This is a genomic window from Allobosea spartocytisi, from assembly GCF_014764685.1.
GTDB lineage: Bacteria > Pseudomonadota > Alphaproteobacteria > Rhizobiales > Beijerinckiaceae > Allobosea > Allobosea spartocytisi.
Genome location: NZ_JACXWY010000003.1, coordinates 25,139 through 50,363, shown reverse-complemented (window position 1 = coordinate 50,363; position 25,225 = coordinate 25,139). Strand labels below are relative to the sequence as shown.

Genomic DNA, 25,225 nt, shown 5'->3' with positions numbered 1-25,225 from the left:
AATAAAAGATATGCAGAAATTTTATGCTATTCAACTCCGTCGATATACATCTTCAATTCGGATAATGTCATCTTCGCCGAGATATGACCCAACTTGAACTTCAATCAATTCTAGCGGAATCTTACCCGGGTTGGCCAGGCGATGAACGCATCCGATCGGCAGATAGATCGATTCGGTCTCGTGCACGACGATGGTCGCATCATTGCGCGTCACTTCCGCCGTGCCGCGCACCACGATCCAGTGTTCGGCACGATGATAGTGCTTCTGTAGAGAAAGAATGCCCCCCGGCTTTACGGTGATACGCTTCACCTGATAGCGAGCCCCCATATCGACTGAGAGATATTTGCCCCAGGGGCGCTGGATTTCGCGATGGACACCGGCTTCGGCCTCGCCTTTGGACGTGATCAGCGTGACCATGTCCTTAACCTTGTCGGCCTTAGCCTTCGGCGCCACCAACACGGCATCACGCGTCGAGATCACAGCAATGTCATCGAGGCCGATCACGGCAACTAGGGTGTCTTCAGAACGGACGAGATTATTCGATCCATCCAGCACATAGCCACGTCCTTCGACGGCGTTGCCGTTGGTGTCCTTCTCTGAAAGATCCCAGACTGCCGACCAACCGCCAACATCCGACCAGCCGAAATTGCCGGTAATCACCGCAGCCTTTTTCGTTCGCTCCATCACGGCATAGTCAATTGAAATTGTCTTGGCCTGGTCGAATGCCTTGGCATCAAGCAATAAAAAATCCAGATCGGGTTTAGCTTCAGCGACGGCTATCATCACGGGTTCCAGCACATGTGGCTCGAAGGCCTCCAACTCGGCGCGCATTGTTGTCGCATCGAAGATGAAGTTGCCGGAATTCCATAGGAAGCCGTTCAGCAAATATTGTGCGGCGCGCTCCGCATCTGGCTTCTCGACGAACGCTGCGACCTGTCGCACTCCGCTGGAGATCTCCTTCCCCGGCTGGATATATCCGTACCCAGTCGCTGGGTAATTGGGCGGGATACCGATCGTCACGATCTTGCCTTGTGCCGCAACAACCCCGGCCTTACGGCAGGTCTCGACAAAAAGCACGCTATCCTGAACGATGTGATCGGCGGCAAAGACGCCAACAATAGCATTAGGGTCACGCGCAAGCGCGAATTCTGTCGCCACGGCCACCGCGGCCGCAGAATCACGGCGCATTGGCTCCAGTACGACCTGTGCCGATATTCCAACCGCCTGCAACTGCTCGAGAACTGTGAAACGGTACTCGGCATTGGTGATCACGATTGGCTCTGCGAAGACGGTCGAGTTCGCCAATAGCCGAATGGCCCGTTGGAAAGTTGAATCCTGTCCCAGCAGCGGAATGAACTGCTTCGGCATCGTATCACGTGAGACTGGCCATAGACGCGTTCCCGCGCCCCCACACATTACGACTGGGATTAGCTTTGAAACCATATTTGCGCACTCCTGATGCCGGTTCTCTAGTAAGTCTATGGAAGCTGCACAAGCCTGGCCGAACTGCGGCGAGCCGTGCGGTGTAAACTGATGAGGAAACCCTGTGGTGCGAACTGCACCGTTCCAGACGTCGTGAAATTTGTCTGGTGGACGCCCCTTTGGGTCGGCGTCGTAAGGAGCCACTGCTGCCGAATGCGGGCGGACGGAGCTGCCGTTTCGTGGGGCCCCTTCGCGGAGTGCCTCAGCTTGTTGACTTTGGCTGCAGAGCGTGGCCAGAGAAAATGAACCACTCAAGACGCATAATTGGACGCGGAGCCCGTTCAGGACATGACAGCAAGACGAGCGCTAATCACCGGTGTCACCGGACAGGACGGCGCCTATCTTTCACAATTTTTGCTATCGAAGGGCTATGAAGTCCACGGTCTGCTGCGGCGCAGCGCATCGGCCGATGTGGTGAATAGCCGCCTAACTTGGCTTGGTATAGCTGATCAGGTCATTCTGCATGACGGCAATCTGACTGACTTGTCCGGGTTGATTCGCACGCTAACCGAGATTCGCCCGGATGAAATTTATAATCTGGCCGCCCAATCTTTCGTGAAGTCGTCTTGGCAACAACCGCTGCTCACCGGAACGGTTACGGGTCTGGGCGCAGGCAACATGCTCGAGGCTGTCCGTTTGGTTTGTCCGACTGCGCGATTTTATCAGGCGTCGTCTTCAGAGATGTATGGACTGATTCAGGAACCCATACAGTCAGAGAAAACTCCGTTCTATCCACGCTCGCCCTACGCCGTGGCAAAGCTCTATGCGCATTGGATGACGGTAAATTACCGTGAGAGCTTTGGACTGCACGCATCAAGCGGCATTCTCTTTAACCATGAGTCTCCGTTGCGAGGCATCGAGTTTGTCACTCGCAAGATCACAGATGGTGTCGCGCGGATTAAGTTGGGCCTACGCAATGAACTCGCGCTCGGCAATCTCGACGCCAAACGCGATTGGGGGCATGCTCGCGACTACGTCAAAGCGATGTGGTTGATGCTGCAGCAAGACAAGCCAGACGATTATGTTGTTGCCACCGGGCGAACCGTTTCGGTCCGCGAGTTCTGTGAGCTGGCCTTCGGTTATGTCGGCCTTAACATGGATGACCATGTTGTAGTCGACCCGCGCTATCTGCGCCCCGCGGAAGTCGAGGTGCTGCTGGGCAATCCTACCAAGGCCACGGAGGCGTTGGGATGGACGGCCGAGACCAATCTTGAGCAACTCGTCACCGAGATGGTTGAGGCCGACCTAGAACGATTGAAACAACATACGCATTTGTAACAGCAGGATGCTGGCGGCGATGCGGCTCCTGATAACCGGTGCGGCTGGCTTTGTCGGCTCGTATCTACCGCCGGCGCTGACCCGCGCCTGCGGTCGAGACATTGAGGTCATCGCGACGTCAAAGACGTCGGGGCATCATCCTGTCCATGGATATGTCGAGGCATTGAACGTCCAGGACCGCGCCGCAGTCCGGCAGGCGCTCGAACGCTACGCACCCACTCATGTAATCCATCTCGCCGGGATCGCTTCTCCAGCGGCAGTAGACACAGATCTGCGCTTGGCCTGGGACGCGCATCTCGGCAGTGCGCTTAATCTGAGCGAGGCTATCCTCACGCATGTACCCAGCTGTTGGCTACTGCATATCGGCACGGGCATGATCTATGGCAACAGCGCCAAGTCGGGCGAGCCCTTAGGCGAGGATGCGCTGCTGGCCCCAATCGATAGTTATTCCGCGAGCAAGGCCGCTGCCGATCTCGCCCTTGGAGCGATGGTGCAGCGCGGGCTGAAATGTATCCGCCTACGACCGTTCAACCATTCCGGTCCAGGTCAGAGCGAGGCCTTCGTGCTGCCTGCCTTCGCGATGCAGATCGCTAGGATCGAAGCCGGCCTTGCGCCGCCCGTGCTCCAGGTCGGCAACCTCGATGCCGAGCGGGATTTTCTGGACGTCCGGGATGTGGCTGACGCCTATGCCTTAGCCGCCCAGCAGGCCGGATCGCTCGAACCGGGAGCGATCTTCAACATCGCCTCTGGCACGCCGCGCCGCATTGGCGCCATACTCGAGTGTCTTCTGGCGCGCAGCCGTGTGACGATCGACGTTGCCCATGATCCCGCGCGCATGCGACCGAGCGATCTCCCACGCATCCTCGGTAATGCCGCCCGGGCAAAGGAAGTGCTAGGGTGGTCGCCGCGACATACTTTCGAAGATATGGTCTCGGCCGTGCTGGACGATTGGCGCGCGCGGATCGCCAAGCTTTAACCTGACGGGTTCGCGAATGTTTTTAGCAGTCTGGCGGTACCGCCATTTCATCACCGCCTCGATTCGCGGTGAGCTCAAGGGACGCTATGCGCGCTCGCGTCTCGGGCTTTTGTGGACAGTCCTGAACCCCTTGGCGCAAGCGACAATCTTTGCGGTGATCCTCTCCGAAGTTCTCGGCTCCAAGCTCGGCGGCGTTGACGTGAAGGGCGCTTATCCGATCTACCTCATGTCGGGCATGGCGGCCTGGGGTCTGTTCAGCGAGATCCTGAACCGTTGCCTCTCGGTGTTCGTCGACTATGCGGGCACGTTAAAGAAGATTTCGTTCCCGCGCCTGTGCTTACCGATCATCGTTTGGGGCGGCGCGCTGGTCAACCATGTGCTGCTCCTGCTGTCCGTGGTCGTGGTCTTCGCTTTCTTCGGACATTTTCCGAGCTGGGCATGGCTTTCGGTCGTCCTCGGCATCGCGTTGATCTCGATGCTTGCTTTCGGTCTCGGCATGATGCTTGGGATCTTCCATGTCTTTTCTCGGGATGTCGGCCAGGTCGTCGCGGTCCTGTTGCAAATCTGGTTCTGGCTGACGCCGATCGTCTACATGCGCGACATCCTCCCTGCACATCTGCGCTGGCTGCTCGACCTCAATCCGATGACGGCGCTTGCCGGAATCTATCAGAACGCCCTGCTGTTCAATCGTTGGCCGGACCTGTCGACGCTCGCGCTTCCGGCCGTGCTCGCGCTCACGCTGTTCGCCATGTCCTTCCTTCTCTTTCGCCGCGCCAGCGCCGAACTGGTTGATGTGCTATGAGCCGCGTCGTCCTCTCAGTTGAACGACTCGGCAAGGCCTTCACGAGCTATCGGAGCAATCTGCTGCGCTTTGCGAGCTGGTTTGGAGCCCCCACGCATCCGGACAAGGAATATTGGGCAGCCCGCGACATTAGCTTCGAGCTCAGGACAGGCGAGGCGTTGGCCCTGATCGGACAAAACGGCGCCGGCAAGAGCACGCTGCTCAAGCTGATTACGGGCACATTGCGGCCGACCGAGGGGATCGTGGCGGTCAACGGCCGGATCAGCGCCATCCTGGAACTGGGGCTCGGCTTTAATCCTGAATTCACCGGGCGTGAGAACGTCTTCCAGGCGGGCGGGCTAATGGGATTTTCCCAGCATGAGATAGCGGCCTTTCTCCCTGATCTCGAGGATTTCGCTGAGCTCGGCGATTTCTTCGACCAGCCCTTGCGCGTTTACTCGTCGGGCATGCAAGCACGGCTTGCCTTCTCGCTGGCGACTGCAATGCGGCCCGAGATCTTGATCGTCGACGAGGTGCTCTCGGTCGGCGACAGCTATTTTCAGCACAAGAGCTTCGACCGGATCCGCCAGTTCAAGGACCAGGGGACCGCGATCCTCTTCGTCTCGCACAGCATGGGCGACGTGCGCGCGCTTTGCGACCGGGTGTTGCTGCTTGACAAAGGGCGCGCTCTGAAGGACGGCCCGCCGGACGAGGTTGCGGATTACTACAATGCGATGATTGCGGAGAAGGAAAACGCAAAGCTCACCGTCGAGCAGAAACGTGTGCAAAGTGGTTGGGTTAGCACCCGGTCCGGGACGTTCGAGGTAAAGGCCGCAGCCCTCGAGCTGCTCGATGCGCAGTCGCGTGAGCCTGTGGCGGTGGCGCGGGTCGGGCAGAAGCTTTTATTGCGGCTGCGAGCGAAGGCAGAAAGTGATATCCCGACCCTAGTGCTTGGATATATGATCCGTGACCGTACGGGACACGTGGTTTGGGGCACGAATACCTGGCACACGAAGCAGACTGTCTCAGGCGTGACGGCGGGAGAAACGATCGAATTCGAGCTGCGCTTCACCTGCCGACTCGGTCCTGGTTCCTATTCATTTTCTCCTGCGCTGGTGAGCTCCGATACGCATCTCGAAAACAATTATGAGTGGAGCGACAACGCCATCATCTTCGACGTCATTAACGTCGACGAGCACTTCTTTATCGGAACCTGCTTCCTTGATGGCAGCTTCGACATCAAACGGCTGCAGGCATGACGTTCACATCCTACGCTCAGAATCTGGAAGACGTGATCCTTATGCGCGCGCTGGGGCACGTACAGGCGGGGACCTATATCGATATCGGCGCGAACGACCCTGTCGCCGATTCCGTTAGCCTTGCGTTTTATGAGCGTGGCTGGCGTGGCGTGCATGTCGAACCGGTGCCAGAGTTTGCTGATCGCCTGCGCGAGGCACGGCCAGATGAAGAAGTGATTCAGGCGATCGTTGGTCTACGCGATGGTATGGTACCGTTTTACAGCATCCGCGATACCGGGATGAGTACAGCTGACCAAGTTATCGCCAAAGAACGTGAAAGAGCGGGCTTTCCGATCGAAGAGATCCACGTCAAATCGATCACATTGGCGACGATCTTTGACAAATTCGACGGACGGGACATCCACTGGCTCAAAATCGACGTCGAGGGCATGGAGGAGGATGTTATCGAGAGCTGGGGGACGTCAAAGGCGCGCCCTTGGATCATCGTTCTCGAGAGCGTTTCGCCGACAGACACGACCGTCGAGACTCTTGGCTGGGAAAAACATCTTATCAAGCGGGGCTACCAGTTTGCTTATTTCGATGGGTTGAACAGATTCTATGTCATCGACACTCACCGTGAACTGCTGAAGAAATTCGACCTAGGGCCGAATTTCCTCGACGATTTCGTTGTCGGGGATCTTTCTCCTTTCGCCAGAGGTGTCCAAGCGCAGCTTGCGAGCCGGGCGGCTGAAATTCAGAACCTCAACCTCGCAGTGGTTGGGCGGGACCGGCAGCTCGCGGATGCTGTCGCGAAACAGGGAGAGCTCCAGCGCTCGGTGCAGGACTTTCAGTCACGGCTCAAGGGAGCAGAAGCACGCGGTACCGCGCTGCAGTCGCAACTTGATGCAGCAGAAGCACGCATCGCAGCGCTCTACAAGAGTACGTCCTGGCGTCTGACGGCGCCGCTGCGGCGATTGGCCATTGTCGCGCGCACGCTGCTGCGCGGCGGAGTGGCTTGGGCGAGCTTCGCTCCCGGCAGCCGGCCGCGCCGTCTCTCCCGGCGGTGGTTGATGCGATGCTTTGATGCCATCGTCGGCAATCCGTGGCTTCGCCCTGTCGTTGGGCGCGTCTTTCGGCGTTTTCCCCGCCTGAAGGAACGGCTCATGACGGCGATACGGAACGAGCGGGCGCTTTCGCTCGATTTCGGCTTGCGCGGCGCGACCAATGTTGCATCAGCCACTTTGATGAGCCCGTTCGTGGCGCCGGCCGACGAGGCCACCATCTATCTATTCGTCGACCATACGGTCGCTTGTGCAACGAACACCGGCGTGCAGCGAACGGTGCGGGGCATCGCGAGCGGCTTGACCCGTTTGGGCCAGCGGGTTCGCTATGTGAAATGGGATCCGAACCTGTCTGCTTGTGTACTGATAGATCAGGGCGAACTGCAAGAATTCGCGAAATGGAACGGCCCGTCGATCACAGATGAGGAGCGCGAGGGCTATCCGTCGTCGGGTGAAGCGCCGGTTCCCGTCGTGCCGAGATTCGGCGACTGGCTGATCGTGCCAGAGGTGCCGCATATCACCTTTCAGCGCATGCCTGCGACGCTTGAGCTGATTATTTGGGCGCGAGGTGCAGGAATCGGTGTCGGCTTTGTCTTCTACGATGCCATTCCGCTGCGGCGCGGCGAATTCGCCCATATGGCGCCGGCTCACGCCGCCTACATGCAGGCGCTCCGCCTGGCAGATATCGTTTGGCCGATCTCGCGCTGGGCTACCGACGATCTCGTGGCCTTCTGGGCTGCGGGAGAAAATGCAACGCCCGACACGATGCCAAAGGTGTTGCCACTGCATCTGGCGGGAGCGCTCGACTGGGCAAGGGCGACCGCGCCAGCGGCGGTCACCGAAAAACTGATTCTCGCCGTCGGGACTCTAGAGCCTCGCAAGAACCAACTGGCCCTCATCCGCGCTTTCCGGACTTATCTGCGCGATCATCCCGGCAGCGACTGGCGGCTGGTCCTGGTCGGAAACCTGCACCCGCTCGTCACCCAGGAGGTGCAAGAGGCTTGCGCTGCCGTCGCAGAGATCAGCCATCGTCCGGCAATCCCGGACAAAGAACTCCGTGACCTGTTTGAACGTGCTGCCTTTACAGTATTCCCTTCCTTGGAGGAGGGTTTCGGCCTGCCCATCCTGGAAAGCTTGTGGTTCGGCAAGCCCTGCCTATGTGCCGATTTCGGCTCGATGGGGGAGGTGGCGGAGGGCGGTGGCTGTCTTACCATTGACATGAACGACGAGGCCGCTCTCCTTCAAGCGCTGCAACGGCTGATCGAGGATGATGATCTGCGTCAGCGCTTGGCCTCGGAAGCGTGCGCCCGCGCCATGATCGAATGGAAGGATTATGCACGATCTATTCGAGATTCGGCGTGGTGCGCCACCGGCCCGATATTCTACTACTGGGTGGATGGTACGGTAGCATTTGCTAAGAATACCGGCATCCAGCGCGTCGTGAGGCAGTTGGCGCGCGAACTGATGCAGAACGGAAATCGCCTCGTTCCTGTCAAGTTCAACAGCGACGGAACTGGGCTAGCTTCGGCGACGCTTGAGGATTTGCTTCATCTTGCTCAATGGAACGGCCCCTCGCCCGAAATGTGGAGCGAATGGATTCCGCCCGCGGCAGTAGGCGCGAACGGATTCTTCATAATGGCCGAGTTGCCAGTTAACCTGACTGCTCGCCAGCAGTCGGATCTAAAAGCTGCCACTACACGCTACAAACTAAAGACCGCAGCCGTATTCTATGATAATATTCCTTGGAAAATGAAGGATGTTTATCGCGATTTTTATTCAGAACCGGTATCGGGCGCTCACAGACGATACATGAACTGGATTTACGATTTCGATTTGGTAATGCCAATATCAAATTATAGTACAAAAGAGCTATTTGCTTTCTATAAAGCAGAGGGAAGGCTTCAGGATCCGTCCGGTGTGGAAATTTTACCGGCCGTCTTGCCAGGTGAGTTCCCTGAAAGTCCGCGCACCCGACGGCCTAGTGCCGTGAAAGCGGATGGACCTATTACAATACTATGTGTCGGCACGATTGAGCCGCGCAAGAACCATCTTGTTCTGCTTGAGGCCTTCATCTTAGCGACCCGTCGCTCGCGACGCGAACTGCGGCTTGTGATCGCAGGGCGGAGGACAGAGCCCAGGCTCGCGGAGCGGATAGAGACAATTTTGGGGGAGAATAACAATATCGTTTGGGAGGACAATGCCGACGACGCACGTTTGAACGACCTGCACCGGGCGTGCGATTTCACGGCTTACCCCTCGTTGGAAGAAGGGTTCGGACTACCGATTCTCGAGAGCCTTTGGTACGGGAAACCTTCGATCTGCGCCGATTTTGGGGCAATGGCAGAAGTTGCCGAAGGCGGTGGGTGCCTTATGGTCGACGTCCGGAATGGCAATGCCTTGGCCGAGGCCATCCTTGAACTGGCGAATAATCCGGAGCGACTGCTAGCCCTGTCGTCGGAGGCCGTGAGCCGGCCTTTCAGATCCTGGCGCGAATACGCCAAGGACGTGCAAAGTCAGCTGCAGCATTTGGCTCCAAGGTTACCGGCGGCAAAGTTGCCAACAGCGGACGATATCTTGCGCCGGGCTGATGACATGCACCTGGTACCTCGCCCGAAGCTGTCTGTATGCATCAGCACCTATAATCGAGCCGAATGGCTGGCTGTGAGCTTGCGGAACTGGGCGCGACTCTATCCAGAGCCAATACAAGGCGTCGAGCTTTTCGTTTGCGATAACGCCTCGACAGACCATACTCCGGAGGTCGTGAAATCTTATCTTGATCGGTCCGATTTCGTTTATCGCCGCAATCCGGTCAATGTTGGGATGCTCGGCAATCTGCGTGAAACCGCACACGCTGCGCACGGCAGCCACATCTGGATTCTCGGGGACGACGATCTGCTCTTGCCAGGTTCGATCGAAAGAGTGCTTCAATCCATCGACGCTAATCCCGGCGTCGGGTTAATTTATCTCAATTATTCCTTCACGCGCCTGGAAGATGCGCGGCAGATTGCAGATTTTGAGAGCTTCTTCCACGATGCAACTCCCATCGTGCCGCCTGAGCCCGATCTCGTTGGACCGATCCGGGATATCTGTGCGCGTAACGAGAATTTCTTCACGGCGATCTACACGTTGGTCCTTCGGCGTGATCACGCGATTGGCGCTTATTCACAAAATACGAGCGGGCGTCCGTTCTCCACGATGCTGACATGCATTCCGACAACGTATTATGTGCTCCATCACATGATGGAAGAAAAGGGCGTCTGGCTGGGCTCGCCACAGGTCGTCGTCAATATGAATGTCTCGTGGATGCGATACGCGCCGCTCTGGATCCTTGAGCGGATACCAGAGGTCTATGACGTCGCCGAACGCCGGGGTGTCTCCCCCGACGACATTAATCGCTGGCGACGTCATACGCTTCCGTCCGTCGTGGCTTTCTTTCGACAAATATTTGAGCAGGATTCGGAGGGTAACGCGGCGTTCATCGATCTGGCGCGAGTGGTGCGCCGGTTCAGCGCATTGCCCGAATTCGCCGACGCTGGCGCAGAAATGCGTGCGGTCTACGAGAAGGCACATCTCGCAAGGCACCCGCTCGCCACACGCCGCGTCGATGAGGTTTTTCCGAGTATGTCAGCTCGATAGAGGTTGGACGCCTGAGCACAGCAACCGCAACAGCCATGTTGCAGTTGCGACCGTAGTACCCTCTGTATATAGCACCGCAAGTGCTAGAGCTCGCCGTGTTTCTCGCGCGATTGGTGGATGATGATGAACGAAGCTGGGTACAGAAAGATTGAACGCTGTCGTCTGAGCGGTAGCCGGAATTTAGTGCCTGTCCTGAACTTGGGTCACCAGGAATTGACAGGAGTGTTTCCAGCTAAGGCTGGGGAGCGAGTTACGAACGGGCCTCTCGAGCTCGTCTGGTGCCCCGACAGCGGCCTCCTTCAACTCGCCCATTCGTACGATCCCGGCGAGATGTACGGGGACAATTACGGCTATCGCTCCGGTCTGAATCAATCGATGGTCGACCATCTGACGCGCAAGGTTCGTCATCTCGAACTCTCGGCTGATCTGAAGCCAGGCGATACGGTTCTCGATATCGGCTCAAACGACTGCACGACCCTCAAAGCCTACTCGACGTCTGGCCTCAAGCGAATCGGGATTGATCCCACGGGAGAAAAATTCCGATCATTTTACCCCGACGACATTAAACTTGTCCCGGACTTCTTCTCCGCCGAGAACTTCTCTAAGGTCTCGAACGAGCGGGCGCGGCTCGTTTCGTCCATTGCGATGTTCTATGACCTCGAGGATCCCGTCGGTTTTGCCCAGCAGATCGAGCAGGTCCTCGCGCCGGACGGGCTGTGGCACTTTGAGCAAAGTTATATGCCGTCGATGCTCCGGCTTTGCTCGTACGATACGATTTGCCATGAGCACCTCGAGTACTATTCGCTCGGTGCTGTGCAGGAGATCGTACGTAAGGCGGGTCTGAAGATCATCGACGTGCAGATGAATGGAGTCAACGGCGGCAGCTTTGCTGTGACGGTCGCAAAAGCGGCCAGTTCGCGCGCAGCAAACCAAGCTGTCATCTCCTGGCTGCTCGAGCAGGAGGAGCGGATGGGACTCGCGACCCCGAGACCGTATCGGGAATTCGAGGAACGCGTCTTCCGGCACCGGGCCGATCTCGTGCGCTTGCTGGACGGGCTTGTCGCGGATGGCAAGACCGTGCTGGGCTATGGCGCATCCACGAAAGGTAATGTGGTTCTCCAATTTTGCGGTCTGACCGAAAAGCACATCCCGGCAATTGCCGAGGTCAATCCGGAGAAATTTGGCCGTTTTACGCCGGGAACCAACATTCCGATTATTTCGGAAGCCGATGCGCGAAAAATGAATCCTGATTATTTCCTCGTCCTACCTTGGCATTTCAAAGATGGGATCCTTCGCCGTGAGCAGAAATTTCTCGATCAAGGCGGGAAGATGATCTTTCCATTCCCCGAGATCGAGATCGTCTGACGCAATCTGAAGCCCTTTCGTGCCGAATTTCCTTGTTCGCCTTTTCCACCAGCAAATCTGGCGCCGACTGCCGCTCGGCGCTCGGCGGGCCGTGTTTGCGCAGGTTTCGGCCTGGCGGGCTCCGTCAATCGCGCCGGAGGCCAAGGCGAAGCAACCGATCATCATTGTCGGCATGCTCCGACAGGCCTCCGGCCTCGGAGACGCTGCACGTAAGTCCCATGACGCGCTCAAGGCCGCCGGAATGTTCGTCTATGGCGTGGATGTCACCAGGCTTCTCATGCACGAGGCGAATTATGCCGACTTCTCCTTCGAGGACGGCCGCGATCTCCTCGGCGAGGGGACTGTCATCCTGCATGTGAGCGGCCCAGTTGTGCCGCGGGTGATGGCCTTCCTCGGCAAGCGCTTCGTGCGCAGCAAGCGGATCATGGCGCATTGGTTCTGGGAATTGCCGACCCTGCCCGAGAACTGGCAACCGGCCTTGCCCTTCTTGCACGACATCTGCGCCAGCACGCGCTTCGTTGCCGATGCGATCCGGCCCATGGCTGGCGGGAGGCCGGTTCACATCGTCTCCTATCCGATCGACCCGGAGATCATCCGGCCGATGCAGCACCTCCAAGCCGGGCCGTTCACCGCGCTCGTCGCCTTCAACTTTGCCTCGAATTTCACCCGCAAGAACCCCTGTGCGGCGATCCGCGCGTTCCGTTTGGCCTTCGGCGATGATCCGGGCGTGCGCCTCGTCGTTAAATATCTGAATGAAGCCTCCTGGCCTGACGGCGTCCGGCTGATGCAGGCAGCCGCCGCTGGCGCCGAGAATATCACGATGAACGGCGAAGTGCTCGACGATGCGGGCGTGGACCATCTCTATCAGCAGTCTGACGTCGTGATGTCGCTCCACCGGGCGGAGGGACTTGGGCTCACGATCGCCGAGGCGATGATGCGCGGGCTGCCGGTGATCGCAACTAACTGGTCGGGCAGCACCGACTTCTTTGCGGCCAATGCCGGCTTCCCGATTAGCTTCAAACTTGTCCCGATCGACGATCCGCAGCAGAACTACGGTGGCGCCGGAGTCCATTGGAGGAACCCGACCGACGCCGTCTGGGCCGATGCCGATATCGAGGAAGCTGCCGCTGCATTGCGGGCGCTGCGGGCGGATACAAAACTGCGTGAGAGCTTAGGCGCCGCCGGAGCCAAGAAGGCGCAGGATTTCTTCGATCCTGCGCGCCATGTTGCGCAGATCAAGCAAGTCCTCAATGGTGAGCAGCAACGCCTCTAGACGGAGCCCGGTCGTTCGATTCAGCCTGGACGGAAAAATTCGTGCCAATTCGACAGGTGGGGCGCCTCGCATCGCAAGGAGGTATCGCTTTGCCCATCATTGCCGGAAGGAGAGGCTTGGCGGCAAGGCGACAATGGGCTACGACCCGGTGGTTCCATTGGCATCGAGCCGACTGACGTTGCCAAATCGAGGCCGCCGAAGGCTAGCTTTGGCGAACCGCTTCACATCGAGAAACGGCGCGCCAACGGGGTCGGCTTTCGGGTCAAATGGGTGAAAACGTGAACAGGCTGGATTTGCGCGCTTTTCAATCCGTGCAGCCCAATACACGCCTCCTCTTGCTGTATCTGGGGCGGCGCGGCGCGATGACCCGTTTCACCTTCGACGCCATGCGCGCGAGCCTCTCGCTATCGGAATTGCAGGTCAGCGTTTGTATCTCGAAGCAGAATGAGAATTTTGCCTCCTACTCCGATTTCGGCCCCGCTCTGATCGGCATCGATACCTTCAACAATCATGCCGGAGCGCTGCTCTCTGCTTGGCGTATCCCGTCGATCGGACGGCATCTCGCGGCCGAGATCGCGCAGCGACGTGTGACGGCGGTGATCGACCTGATGCCGCATGTTTGGTCTTCGTTCCTAGTTCCCTATATCCGTAAGGCCGGCGCACGGTACCTGACCATCGCCCATGACGCGCAAGCGCATCCGGGCGACATGACCGCGTTGGTCAAAGGGCTCACCGACCGAGCATTTGGTCAAGCCGATACCGTGATCGCGCTCAGCGCATCCGTAGCGAGGGACCTGCAGGCGGCCCATAGGGGAGACGGGCTGCGGCTCGTCACGCTTTTCCACCCCATCCTCTCCTATCGCTCGCCACGGCTGCCGCGGCATCGACAGGCAGGTCAGCCGCTTCGTCTGCTCTTTTTCGGCCGAATCATGCCTTATAAGGGGCTGTCATTGTTCGTCGATATGCTGGAAATCCTGCGCGAACGCGGCTTAAGCGTCGAAGCCGGCGTCTTCGGAGAGGGGGATTTGGGTCCTGAGGCCTCTCGCCTTGCAGCCTTAGATGCGGAGGTCGCGAACCGCTGGTTGTCCGACGGGGAGATCGTCTCCGCGTTCGACCGCTACGATCTCGTGGTGGTGTCGCATGTAGAGGCAAGCCAGTCCGGAGTTATCGCTACTGCTTTCGGCGCGGGCCTTCCGGTCGTTACGACTCCGGTTGGAGGACTTCCTGAGCAAGTGAACCACAATGTCGATGGACTTATTGCCGCAGAATTATCAGGGCAGGCTCTAGCGAACGCTGTCGAGCGCATTGCCCTTGAAAAGGGACTCTATGACGTTTTATTCGCTGGAGTCAGAAAACAGCTGAATGACCGTTCTATGCAACGATTTGTCAGCGAACTTGCGAGGCTGGCGAGGGAATGATCTGATTGTCCCGGTGGTGCTACGCGGCGGTGCCGGACCCCGCCTATGACCCGCATCGCGTGAGACCTACCCGAAGTAGCTCTTCTGACCTCAGACCCTCATGCGCTTGGTTGAAATAGTCCTCTGCATCGGTGACGTCGAGCTATAGGGAATTCACCAAACCTGAAACAAGCTTGATGGTGACGCCGTATCAAGGAGCACGATATCTAGACCAGCTAAAAAGGGGTAGACAGGCCGAGATCCTTTGCGACTTCGAGGAGATAACGACCGTACTCGCTTTTTGCGAACCCTTTCCCCAATTTTGCAAGCTCAGCTGCTGCTATCCAACCTTGCCTCGCGGCAATCTCCTCGGGACAGGCGATCCGCAATCCCTGACGGGTTTCCAGGGTCCGGACGAACTCACATGCTTCCAGCAGACTGTCAGGCGTGCCGGTGTCGAGCCAGGCGAAGCCGCGGCCCATCGATTCCACCGAAAGCTCGCCGCGCTCCAGATAGATCCGGTTGATGTCGGTGATCTCGAGCTCTCCGCGCGGCGAGGGCTTCAGCGACCTTGCGATGTCGACGACCTGGGCGTCGTAGAAGTAGAGGCCCGTGACCGCCCAATGCGACTTGGGGTTCTGCGGCTTCTCCTCGATCGAGATCGCCTTGCCGTTCGCGTCGAAATCGATCACGCCGTAGCGCTCCGGATCGCCGACGTGATAGGCGAAGACGGTCGCGCCCTTGGTCCGCGCCTTCGCGCGCGCCATCATCTCCGGTAGGGTGTGGCCATAGTAGAGATTGTCGCCGAGGATCAGCACGGAGGGCTGGCCGGCGACAAATTCGGCGCCGATCAGATAGGCTTGGGCCAGACCGCCGGGGTGGGGCTGCTCGGCGTAGGAAAGACTCATACCCCAGTCCGAGCCGTCGCCGAGCAGGCGCTTGAAGTTCGGCAGATCATGCGGGGTCGAGATGATCAGCACCTCGCGGATGCCGGCGAGCATCAGCGTCGAGAGCGGATAATAGATCATCGGCTTATCGTAGACCGGCAGAAGTTGCTTCGACATCGCCAGCGTCATCGGGTGCAACCGCGTGCCGGAGCCACCGGCGAGGATGATGCCCTTCATTGTCTATTCCTGATCTGCGAGGAGCCGTTTGACGCAGGCTGAAAGCGAGTCCTGCCATTGCGGCAGCCTTACGCCGTGCGTCGCTGCCAGTTTCGTCGAGTCGAGCCGCGAATTCGCCGGCCGGCGCGCCGGTGTCGGGTAATCCGTGGTGGCGATACGCTTGACCGCCACCGGCTTGCCGCCAAGGCGGGCCCGTTCGGCGAAGATCGCTTCGGCAACATCGGCCCAGGCGGCTTCGCCTCGGGCTGCCATGTGGAAGATGCCGCGCAGAGGAACCTCGCCCGGCCGTTCGGCGAGATTGCGCGCCACAGCAAAGATCGCGTCGGCGATGTCGAGCGCGCTGGTCGGACAACCCTGCTGATCGGCGACGACGCCGACCTCGTCGCGCGTCTCGGCCAGTCGCAGCATGGTCTTCACGAAATTCTTGCCGAAGGGGCTGTAGATCCAGGCCGTACGCAGAACGGCATGGTTCGCTGTCGCCGCGGCGACGGCCTGCTCACCGGCGAGCTTGCTCGCGCCATAGGCCGAGATCGGGCCGGTCGCATCGTCCTCGCGATAGGGCCGGCCGAGTGTTCCGTCGAAGACGTAGTCAGTCGAGAGCTGGATGACGGGAATGCCAAGGGCGGCGGCCGCGTGCGCCGCTTCGCCGGCCGCCCCCCCGTTGATGCGCATGGCGAGCTCAGGTTCGCTCTCGGCCTGATCCACGGCCGTATAGGCCGCCGCATTGACGATGACATCGGGCCTGGCCGAGCGCAGAGCCGGCGCGATTGTCCGGTGATCGGCGAGATCAAGCTCCGGGCGGCGCAGCGCGATGACCTCGACACCTGCCGGCACACGCTCCAGCATGGCGCGGACGACCTGGCCGGTCCAGCCGGTGACGGCGATGCGCAGGCCCATCATTCGAAAAAGCGCAGCATTTCGGACAGTCGCGGATGCTTGCGGTCCTTGTCGGAGAGGGTGAGTTTGTCGGCCGGCAGGCGCCAGTCGATGCCCAGTGCTGGGTCGTCGAAGGCGAGGCCGTGGTCGTTTTCAGGCGCATAGGGCGCCGTGACCTTGTAGAGCACCTCGGTGTCGGGTTCGAGCGTGACGAAACCATGCGCGAAACCGACCGGCACCAGGAGCTGCTTCCAGTTCTCGGCCGAGAGCTCGACCGCGACATGCTGGCCGAAGCTCGGGGAGGAGGCCCGGATGTCGACGGCGACATCGAGGATGCGCCCGCGCGTCACGCGCACCAGCTTGTCCTGGGCGAAAGGCGGCGACTGGAAATGCAGCCCGCGCAGCGTGCCGACGGGCGCCGACAGCGACTGATTGTCCTGGACGAAATCGAGATCGAGCCCGGCCTCGGCGAACGCCTTGCGGCTCCAGGTTTCGGAGAAGAAGCCGCGATGATCGCTGAACTTCTTCGGCGTGATCATCTTGACGGCAGGGATCGCCATGCCCTCGACGCTCAGCATCGCTTCCGTCTCCCGCTCAGGCCGCGCCGAGGCGCTCGCCGCGATAGATGCCGGAACGGATATCGCCCCACCATTGCGGATTGGCCAGATACCATTCGACCGTGCGGCGCAAGCCCGTCTCGAAGGTCTCCTTCGGCGTCCACCCGAGCTCGCGGCCGATCTTGCCGGCGTCGATCGCATAGCGGGCATCATGGCCCGGCCGGTCGGTGACATAGGAGATCAGGCGCTCGCGCGGTCCTGTCGGATCGGGTTTGAGCTCGTCGAGGATCGCGCAGATCGCCTTCACCACCTCGATATTGGCCTTCTCGTTATGGCCGCCGATATTGTAGCTCTCGCCGAGCTTTCCGGTGGTGGCCACCGTCAGCAGGGCGTCGGCGTGATCGTCGACATAGAGCCAGTCACGGACGTTCTGGCCGTTGCCATAAACCGGCAGCGGCTTGCCCTCCAGCGCGTTGATGATCATCAGCGGGATCAGCTTCTCGGGGAAGTGATAGGGCCCGTAATTGTTCGAGCAGTTGGTCATCACCACCGGCAAGCCGTAGGTGTGATGCCAGGCGCGCACGAGATGGTCGGAGGCCGCCTTGGAGGCGGAGTAAGGCGAGTTCGGCTGATAGGCGGTGTCTTCCCTGAAGAAGCCCTCGTCGCCCAGCGAGCCGAAGACCTCGTCGGTCGAGATGTGGTGGAAGCGGAAACGTGCCTTTCCGGCTCCGTCCAAACCACGGTAATGCCGAAGCGCCGCCTGCAGCAGGGTGAAGGTGCCGACGATATTGGTCTCGATGAAGTCGCCGGGGCCATCGATCGAACGGTCGACATGGCTCTCGGCAGCCAAATGCATCACCACGTCGGGAGCGAAATCGGCGAAGATCGCCTTCATCCGCTCAGCGTCGCCGATATCCGCCTGCTCGAAGCGATAGCGATTGCTGCCCGCAACAGGCTCCAGCGAGGCCAGATTGCCGGCATAGGTCAGCTTGTCGACCACGCAGACCCGATGCTCGGTCTCCCCGATCAGCTTCCGCACGACCGCCGAACCGATGAAGCCCGCGCCGCCCGTCACGAGAAATTTCAGAGACACGTTACAGAACTCCGAGACGAAAAGCCGTCCAATTTCAAGTCGATCCGGCAAGAAGCAGCCTCTTCAGGCAGCGTCAAGCCGCTTGCGGCTTTCGATCGTCGCGCCGGGGCCGCAGGAAATATGTCGAGATATGTTCCATATGCTGGGCGATTCACGCGCATCTTGTAGAGCGGAGGCGGGATCGCTGCTACCGCTTCACGCCTTGACGATGTTGTCGCCGCCCAACCCGGCTTTCGCACAGGCATTGCGGGTGTCGACGACGAGGCGAGCGGCCTCTGCCAGAGCCCGATAGTCGATCGCGTCGTGATCGGTTGCGATCAGCACGGCGTCATAGCTCGCCACAATGTCGGCCGTCAGAGGAACCGAGGCGCGCCCTGCAAGGTTGCCGTGCTTGCGGGTCCGCGGCAGCTCCGGAACATATGGGTCGTGATAATCGGCTGTCGCGCCGCGTTCTTCTAAAAGCTCGATAAGCTTCAGCGCGGGACTTTCGCGCGTGTCCTCGATATTCTTCTTATAGGCGATGCCGACGACAAGAATGCGCGCGCTGCTCAGTCCACGGCCTTGCCGGCGGTCCAGCGCCTCGGCGACGCGGTCCACCACCCAATGCGGCATGGCGGTGTTGATCTGACCGGCGAGCTCGATGAAGCGGGCGGTGACATCGAACTCGCGCGCCTTCCAGGTCAGGTAGAACGGGTCGATCGGGATGCAATGACCACCCAGTCCCGGCCCGGGATAGAAGGGCATGAAGCCGAAGGGCTTCGTCTTGGCGGCGTCGATCACCTCCCAGACATCGATCCCCATTTTGCTGTAGACGACCTTGAGCTCATTCACGAGTGCGATGTTGACGGCGCGGAAGATGTTTTCGGTAAGCTTGACGGCCTCGGCCGTCCTGGGGCTCGATACGGGAACGGTCTTGACGACCAGCGCGCTGTAGACCGCATTCGCCAGCGCCAGCGCATCGGCTCCGTCGCCGCCGACGACCTTCGGGATGGTCGAGGTGTCGAAATCCAGATTGCCGGGATCTTCGCGCTCGGGCGAGAAGGCGAGGTAGAAGTCGACGCCGCTCTTCAGGCCGGTCGCCTCGAAGATCGGGCGCATGACCTCGTCGGTCGTCCCGGGCCAGGTCGTCGATTCCAGTACGACGAGATGACCCTTCCGCAAGCGCGGTGCGATCGCCCGGGCCGTTGCCTCGACATAGCTCAGATCCGGCTCGCGATGCTTGGTCAGCGGCGTCGGCACGGCGATGACGATGGCGTCGACGTCGCGTAGCTCGTCGAAATCGGTCGTGGCCCGGAAGCGCTCGTCCTTGATCGCGGCGTTGATCGCCTCGGTCGGGATATGCTTGATGAAGCTCTCGCCGCGGTTGATCTGCATGACGCGCTTGGCGTCGATGTCGAAGCCGAGAACCTTGAAGCCGGCCTTGCAAGCCGTCATCGCCAGCGGGAGGCCGACATAGCCGAGGCCGATGATGCCGATTCGGTAGTCCTTCCCGGCGATGCGCGCGAGTTGATCGGAAAGGCCGGAATCGGTGACGGAGCGAGGGGGCGCTGAAGCTGACATGAGCGGCCTTCCGCTGGGTGGGCGCTCACGGCGCGAAAGCAGGATTCAAGGGAGGCTTTGCTGTTCGGTTGGAACGATGTCAACCTGAGGTGCTTTCGTTGCGGAGTTTGTCGCTCTCGTTTTCGGCGGCATTCCATCGCTCGGACCTGCGGCACTCTGAGCCGCTTCAGCGAACGAGGGCGGCGCCTCGCTTGGCCTTTTCCCGGAGCTCTGCAGCAGCGCTTATCCGATCGACCTGCTGCAGCAGAGCGCGCTGCTTGGTGCCGCGCGCGTCCGGAGGCTGTCCGATCGACTTGAGGCAGGATTGTTTTCCTTCCGGCCTCTTGCCACCGGCCCCGACTCGTTGCGATGAGAGGAGTTGCGATGTCTTGTCATGGGTGACCCGTTGAATCACAGCCTGTCGTTGAACCGTGTCGTCGTGACGGGAGCCGCGGGCTTTATCGGCCTTCATGTCGCGGAGGCGCTGCTGGAGCGTGGCGTCGAGGTCATGGGCGTCGATGCGCTCGTCCCCTATTATGACCCGGCGTTGAAGCAGGCGCGCCTCGCCCGGCTGCTGGGCCGCAACGGCTTTTCCTTCGAGCAGATCGACATCGCCGATCATGACGCCTTCGATGCGGCGATCGGTGCATTCCGCCCCGATGCGATCATCCATCTGGCGGCGCAGGCGGGTGTCCGCTACTCGCTTGAAAATCCGCGCGCCTATGCCAGCGCCAATCTCGACGGTTTTCTCTCGGTGCTGGAGGCGAGCCGCCGGCATGCCGTCGGCCATCTCGTCTATGCCTCCTCGAGCTCCGTTTACGGTGCCAATGCAAAGGTGCCGTTCAGCGAGCATGACGGCGCCGACCATCCGGTTTCCCTTTACGCCGCGACCAAGCGGGCGAACGAGCTGATGGCGCACTCCTATGCCCATCTCTACGGGATTCCGATGACGGGGCTGCGGTTCTTCACGGTCTACGGGCCCTGGGGCAGGCCGGATATGGCCTATTTCAAATTCACCAAGGCGATCCTCGAGGGCAGACCGATCGACGTCTATGCCGAAGCGCAGATGAGCCGCGACTTCACCTATGTCGATGATATCTGCGAAGCGATCGTGCGCCTTGCCGCGCAGCCCGCGGCGGCGAACCCGGCTTTCGACCCCGGGCGGCCCGATCCGGCGACCTCCACGGCGCCATGGCGCATCTACAACATCGGCAACCACACCCCGGTGGCGCTCTCGCACTTCATCGACGTGGTTGAAGCCGCCTGCGGGCGCAAGGCGATCAGGCGTCACCTGCCCGCGCAGCCCGGCGACGTGCCGGCGACCTATGCGGATGTGGCCGATTTGGCCGCCGCGGTCGATTTCCGGCCGGGTACGCCGATCGAGGTCGGCATTCCCCGCTTCGTCGCCTGGTTTCGCGATTTCTACCGCGTCTGAGCCGGGAGGCGGGCCCAGTTCGAGCCGCATCGCGTCGCGCGAATCGAAGGCAGCCACTGCGGGCATCTGACCGCGCGTCGCGGCAGCCATGACCGGGGCCGCCTTGCTCCGCACAGGCCGTCTGCGCGATAAGCGATGTGCCGCGTCTTCGGTGTCCGAGCCCAACGGAGTCTCGATGAGTTTCGCGAATATCCACGAGCACGGCTTGGTTCGCCTTGCCTGCGCCGCGCCGCGGCTGAAGGTGGCGGATCCGGCTTTCAACGTCGCGGAGACGGTGAAGCTGCTGCGCCGGGCCGATGAAGGCGGCGCCTCGCTCTGTCTGTTCCCGGAGCTCGGCATCAGCGCCTATGCGATCGACGACCTCCTGCAGCAGAACGCGCTGCTCGACGCGGTGAGCGCGGCGCTGGCGCGCCTTGTCGAGGAGAGCCGCAGCCTGCGTTGCGTCGCGGTCGTCGGCGCGCCGCTGCGGGTCGAGGGGCGGCTGTTCAACTGCGCCGTCGCGATCCATCGCGGCCGCATCCTCGCCGTGGTGCCGAAGACCTATCTGCCGAACTATCGCGAATTCTACGAGCGCCGCCAGTTCGCCTCGGGCGAGCGGGCAGGGGCCCTCTATATCGACCTCTGCGGCCAGGAGGTGCCTTTCGGCACGGATCTGCTGCTGGCGGCGAGCGATATCCCGGATTTCATCGTCCATATGGAGATCTGCGAGGACGTCTGGACGCCGATCCCGCCCTCGTCCTTCGGCGCGCTCGCCGGCGCGACCGTGCTGCTGAACCTCTCGGCCAGCAACGTCACCATCGGCAAATCCGACTGGCGCCATGCCCTGTGCAAGGCCCATTCGGGGCGCTGCATCGCGACCTATGCCTATTCCGCCGCCGGCACGGGCGAGTCGACCACCGATCTCGCCTGGGACGGGCAGGCGATGATCTACGAGAACGGCGCGCTGCTGGCCGAAGCCGAGCGCTTCGCCGCCGAGCCGGAGCTTATCCTCGCCGATATCGACCTCGAGCGGCTGGCGATGGACCGCATTCGCCAGAACACCTTTGGCGACAGCATCGACGTTCACCGCGAGAAGCTCGCCTTCCGCCGCATCGACTTCGCGCTGGAACCGGACCGGGAGAGCGATCTCGGCCTTGCCCGCGCCGTGGAACGCTTTCCCTTCGTGCCGAGCGACGATGCGCGGCTGAACGAGCTCTGCTTCGAGGCCTACAACATCCAGTCGCATGGCCTGCGCAAGCGGCTGGAAAGCACGCGGATCGATAAGGTGGTGATCGGCGTCTCCGGCGGCCTCGACTCGACGCAGGCGCTGATCGTTGCCGCCCATACCTTCGATGCGCTCGGGCTGCCGCGCGAGAACATCCTCGCCTATACGCTGCCGGCTTTCGCCACCAGCCAGGGCACCAAGGACAATGCCTGGCGCCTGATGCGGTCGCTCGGCGTCAGCGCCGAGGAAATCGACATGACGCCGGCCTGCCGGCAGATGCTGGTCGATATCGGCCACCCCTTCGCCGCGGGCGAGCCCGTCTACGATATCACGTTTGAAAACGTGCAGGCCGGGGCGCGCACCTCCGTGCTCTTCCGCCTCGCCAACCGGCACAATGCGCTGGTGATGGGCACCGGCGATTTGTCGGAATTGGCGCTCGGCTGGTGCACCTATGGCGTCGGCGATCAGATGTCGCATTACAACGTCAACGGCTCGGTGCCGAAGACGCTGATTCAGCATCTGATCCGCTGGGTGGCGCAGTCCGGCCGCTTCGGCGCGGAGGCGTCCGCCGTGATGCTCGACATCCTCGCCACTGAAATCTCGCCCGAGCTGGTGCCGGGTGATGGCGACAAGCCGGCGCAGAAGACCGAGGATTTCGTCGGCCCCTATGCGCTGCAGGATTTCAACCTGTTCTACACGACGCGCTACGGCTTCAGGCCCAGCAAGATCGCCTTCCTTGCCGAACATGCCTGGCGCGATGCCGCCAAGGGCGCCTGGCCGCCCAATATGGAGGAAGGCAAGCGCGTCGCCTACGACCTGCCGGTGATCAAGCGCTGGCTTGGCGTCTTCATCCGGCGCTTCTTCGAGACGAGCCAGTTCAAGCGCTCGGCCATGCCGAACGGCCCGAAGGTCTCATCGGGCGGCTCGCTCTCGCCGCGTGGGGACTGGCGTGCGCCCAGCGACGCCTCAGCGGCGCCGTGGTTGGCCGATTGGGCGCGCATCCCGGACTGAGCGAAGCCGCGGCGATCGGGGCGGATCGCCCGACCGCCCTTGGTTCGGTGGTGGGGCGCTCAGCCGACGCCGAGCACTCGGATGAGGCCGAGGCTGACAGCCGCCAAGGCAAGCAGGGAAAGCGTGACCGCGGCGGTGACCCGGCCGCCGGCTCTGGCAACAACGCGGATATCGACCCCGAGACCCAGGGCCGCCATCGAGATGATGGTGAGGATGGTCGCGGTCGTGGCGATGGGTGCGAGCGCGACTTCCGGGATGAAACCGTGCGTACGCAACGCCGCCATCCCCAGGAAGGCGATGATGAACCACGGCACGAGTTTATTGAAGGCCACGCGTTGCGACGCCGGCTTGACGCCGCCTGTGCCGGTCGCGCCGACATCGTCCCGCAGCCTGTGGCCCAGGACGGAGAGCGCGAGCACGACGGGCCCCAGCATGAGGACGCGGACGAGCTTGACGAGAGTCCCGATCTGCACGCTGGCGGCCGCGACCGGAGCGGTGGCGGCAAGGACCTGAGGGACGGCATAGACCGTCAACCCGGCGAGAACGCCGTATTGGGTCTCGGACAGGCTCAGGAGCGGGACGAGAAGGGGCAGGCCGAGCACCACCAGAACGCCCAGCACCGCGGTGAAGGCGATGGAGGCGGCCACATCCTTGCCGTCAGCGCCGATGACCGGCGCGACGGCGGCGATGGCCGAGTTGCCGCAGATCGAATTGCCGCAGGCGACGAGGACGGCCATGCGCTTCGGCAGCCCCAGCGCCCGGCCGAGCAGGAAGCTGACGACGAGCGCGACCGACACCACCGCCGCGATGCCGGCAATCAACGCCGGTCCGGCGGCGATGATCATCGCGACATTCAAGGACGCGCCGAGCAGCACGATGGCGATTTCCAGAACGGTCTTCGCCGAGAAGGCGATGCCCGCGCGCCACATTTCGGAGGGCGTCCAGACCGTGCGGACAGCGGTGCCGATCAGGATGGCCAGCACCAGGGCTTCAAGCCAGGCGCGGCCCGTGGCGAAGGCCTCGATATGCTCCAGCGCGAAGGCGATCGCGCTGATGCCGGCGCAGAGCCCCAGACCGGGCAGGATTCGCCCCAGGCCCCTCAGCGCTGAAGGGGAGGGCGCGGGCAACGGAGTGACGGAGCGCATATCGGCCATGGGAGAACCTTCTTCTCCGCGGACCTAATCGGAGAAGAATTATGCTGTCTATCGCATTGTTGCGATCGTTCCGTTTCATTGGGGCGAACGATTGGCCCGCTTGCGCGTGTTTGCGGAGCCGATGCAGGGCGCTTCGGCAACACCTTCCGATTGGCGTGACCGAGCCATTCTGGCAAATTCAGCTTTCACAATGTTCGCCCGGGGGCAGAAGCCACAGGGAGTTCGTCATGAATCGCTTGCGCTTGACGCTTGAAGCCATCATCGCAAATTCCCGTTGGTTCCTGGCGCCCTTTCTCCTTGGCCTGATCCTCACCCTCGCGGCCCTGCTCTTCAATTTCGCGCTGAAGCTGTTCGATTTTTTCACGAGCGCCCGGATGTCCGATCCGTCCGAAATCATTGTCGGCAGCTTGAAGCTCGTCGACATTGCCTTGACGGCAAATCTGATCGTCATCGTGATCTGCTCGAGCTACGAGAATTTCTTGGCGCCGATCGATGTCCAGCAACGCCCGGCCTGGCCAACCAGCCTGGCAAATGTGGGGTTTTCGGGTCTGAAGCAAAGGCTGCTTGCATCCATCGTCGCCATCGCGGCGGTGAACGTTCTGGAGTGGTTCCTGGATATCGAGAACAGCGCGGATAGTACGAAGCTCGGATGGCTCATCGCCATCATGTTGGGCTTTGCGCTGACGATGCTGCTCATGGCGATCGCGGATCGCGTCGGAGAGGCTGAGCCGCCAAAGCATTAGGG

Annotated in this window: 18 protein-coding genes; 11 read left to right on the top strand and 7 right to left on the bottom strand. The window is 61.0% G+C overall.

The features are described from left to right. Nucleotides 1-30: 30 nt before the first annotated feature. Nucleotides 31-1,443 (bottom strand): mannose-1-phosphate guanylyltransferase/mannose-6-phosphate isomerase, encoded by a 1,413-nt coding sequence (locus IED13_RS05585; RefSeq protein ID WP_191123625.1) that lies wholly within the window; start codon nt 1,441-1,443, stop codon nt 31-33. A 327-nt stretch (nt 1,444-1,770) separates the two neighbouring features. On the opposite strand from IED13_RS05585, the gene gmd reads away from it, so the two are divergent. The 8 genes from gmd (at nt 1,771) to IED13_RS05545 (ending at nt 14,508) form a co-directional block, all read left to right on the top strand. Beyond that, nucleotides 1,771-2,760 carry a GDP-mannose 4,6-dehydratase gene (gene gmd / locus IED13_RS05580; RefSeq protein ID WP_191123624.1) on the top strand — a complete coding sequence of 330 codons (990 nt, stop codon included), beginning with the start codon at nt 1,771-1,773 and terminating at the stop codon, nt 2,758-2,760. A 19-nt stretch (nt 2,761-2,779) separates the two neighbouring features. Then, a complete protein-coding gene (locus tag IED13_RS05575) occupies nt 2,780-3,736 on the top strand; it encodes a GDP-mannose 4,6-dehydratase (RefSeq protein ID WP_248312468.1) in 957 nt (318 codons plus the stop codon). Between the two features lie 16 nt (nt 3,737-3,752). Continuing rightward, on the top strand, nt 3,753-4,538 hold the full coding sequence (locus IED13_RS05570) for an ABC transporter permease (protein ID WP_191123622.1): 786 nt from the start codon (nt 3,753-3,755) through the stop codon (nt 4,536-4,538). Next, nucleotides 4,535-5,776, top strand: a complete 1,242-nt coding sequence (locus tag IED13_RS05565; protein WP_191123621.1) for an ABC transporter ATP-binding protein — start codon at nt 4,535-4,537, stop codon at nt 5,774-5,776. Before IED13_RS05570 ends, IED13_RS05565 begins: the two co-directional genes overlap by 4 nt. Beyond that, nucleotides 5,773-10,452 (top strand): FkbM family methyltransferase, encoded by a 4,680-nt coding sequence (locus IED13_RS05560; RefSeq protein WP_191123620.1) that lies wholly within the window; start codon nt 5,773-5,775, stop codon nt 10,450-10,452. Before IED13_RS05565 ends, IED13_RS05560 begins: the two co-directional genes overlap by 4 nt. Nucleotides 10,453-10,569: 117 nt before the next feature. Next, entirely contained in the window at nt 10,570-11,817 is a 1,248-nt protein-coding gene (locus IED13_RS05555) for a class I SAM-dependent methyltransferase (protein ID WP_248312467.1), read from the top strand. Between the two features lie 19 nt (nt 11,818-11,836). Next, the gene (locus tag IED13_RS29165; protein WP_191123619.1) at nt 11,837-13,090 is read left to right on the top strand and encodes a glycosyltransferase; all 1,254 of its coding nucleotides are present in this window, start codon (nt 11,837-11,839) and stop codon (nt 13,088-13,090) included. Nucleotides 13,091-13,356: 266 nt separating this feature from the next. Continuing rightward, nucleotides 13,357-14,508 carry a glycosyltransferase gene (locus IED13_RS05545; RefSeq protein ID WP_210323519.1) on the top strand — a complete coding sequence of 384 codons (1,152 nt, stop codon included), beginning with the start codon at nt 13,357-13,359 and terminating at the stop codon, nt 14,506-14,508. A 215-nt stretch (nt 14,509-14,723) separates the two neighbouring features. Here IED13_RS05545 and rfbA read toward each other — a convergent pair whose 3' ends face one another. The 5 genes from rfbA to IED13_RS05520 form a co-directional block, all read right to left on the bottom strand. Then, nucleotides 14,724-15,611, bottom strand: a complete 888-nt coding sequence (gene rfbA / locus IED13_RS05540; RefSeq protein WP_191123617.1) for a glucose-1-phosphate thymidylyltransferase RfbA — start codon at nt 15,609-15,611, stop codon at nt 14,724-14,726. A gap of 3 nt (nt 15,612-15,614) precedes the next feature. Next, nucleotides 15,615-16,508 (bottom strand): dTDP-4-dehydrorhamnose reductase, encoded by an 894-nt coding sequence (gene rfbD / locus IED13_RS05535; RefSeq protein ID WP_113253792.1) that lies wholly within the window; start codon nt 16,506-16,508, stop codon nt 15,615-15,617. Then, on the bottom strand, nt 16,508-17,065 hold the full coding sequence (rfbC, locus tag IED13_RS05530) for a dTDP-4-dehydrorhamnose 3,5-epimerase (RefSeq protein ID WP_191123616.1): 558 nt from the start codon (nt 17,063-17,065) through the stop codon (nt 16,508-16,510). The genes rfbD and rfbC overlap by 1 nt, the downstream gene beginning before the upstream one ends. Before the next feature lie 16 nt (nt 17,066-17,081). Continuing rightward, complete coding sequence (gene rfbB, locus IED13_RS05525) at nt 17,082-18,137, bottom strand: dTDP-glucose 4,6-dehydratase (protein WP_113253794.1); 1,056 nt, start codon at nt 18,135-18,137, stop codon at nt 17,082-17,084. A 195-nt stretch (nt 18,138-18,332) separates the two neighbouring features. Continuing rightward, the gene (locus IED13_RS05520; RefSeq protein ID WP_191123615.1) at nt 18,333-19,697 is read right to left on the bottom strand and encodes a nucleotide sugar dehydrogenase; all 1,365 of its coding nucleotides are present in this window, start codon (nt 19,695-19,697) and stop codon (nt 18,333-18,335) included. Between the two features lie 373 nt (nt 19,698-20,070). Between IED13_RS05520 and IED13_RS05515 the strand changes: the two genes are divergently transcribed. Then, nucleotides 20,071-21,111 carry an NAD-dependent epimerase/dehydratase family protein gene (locus tag IED13_RS05515; RefSeq protein ID WP_191123614.1) on the top strand — a complete coding sequence of 347 codons (1,041 nt, stop codon included), beginning with the start codon at nt 20,071-20,073 and terminating at the stop codon, nt 21,109-21,111. 175 nt (nt 21,112-21,286) lie between these two features. Continuing rightward, nucleotides 21,287-23,326 carry an NAD(+) synthase gene (locus IED13_RS05510; RefSeq protein ID WP_191123613.1) on the top strand — a complete coding sequence of 680 codons (2,040 nt, stop codon included), beginning with the start codon at nt 21,287-21,289 and terminating at the stop codon, nt 23,324-23,326. Nucleotides 23,327-23,385: 59 nt separating this feature from the next. On the opposite strand, the gene IED13_RS05505 is transcribed toward IED13_RS05510, so the two are convergent. Further along, the gene (locus IED13_RS05505) at nt 23,386-24,471 is read right to left on the bottom strand and encodes a YeiH family protein (RefSeq protein ID WP_191123807.1); all 1,086 of its coding nucleotides are present in this window, start codon (nt 24,469-24,471) and stop codon (nt 23,386-23,388) included. Nucleotides 24,472-24,707: 236 nt separating this feature from the next. Between IED13_RS05505 and IED13_RS05500 the strand changes: the two genes are divergently transcribed. After that, on the top strand, nt 24,708-25,223 hold the full coding sequence (locus IED13_RS05500) for a YqhA family protein (protein ID WP_051988187.1): 516 nt from the start codon (nt 24,708-24,710) through the stop codon (nt 25,221-25,223). The last annotated feature ends 2 nt before the right edge of the window (nt 25,224-25,225 follow it).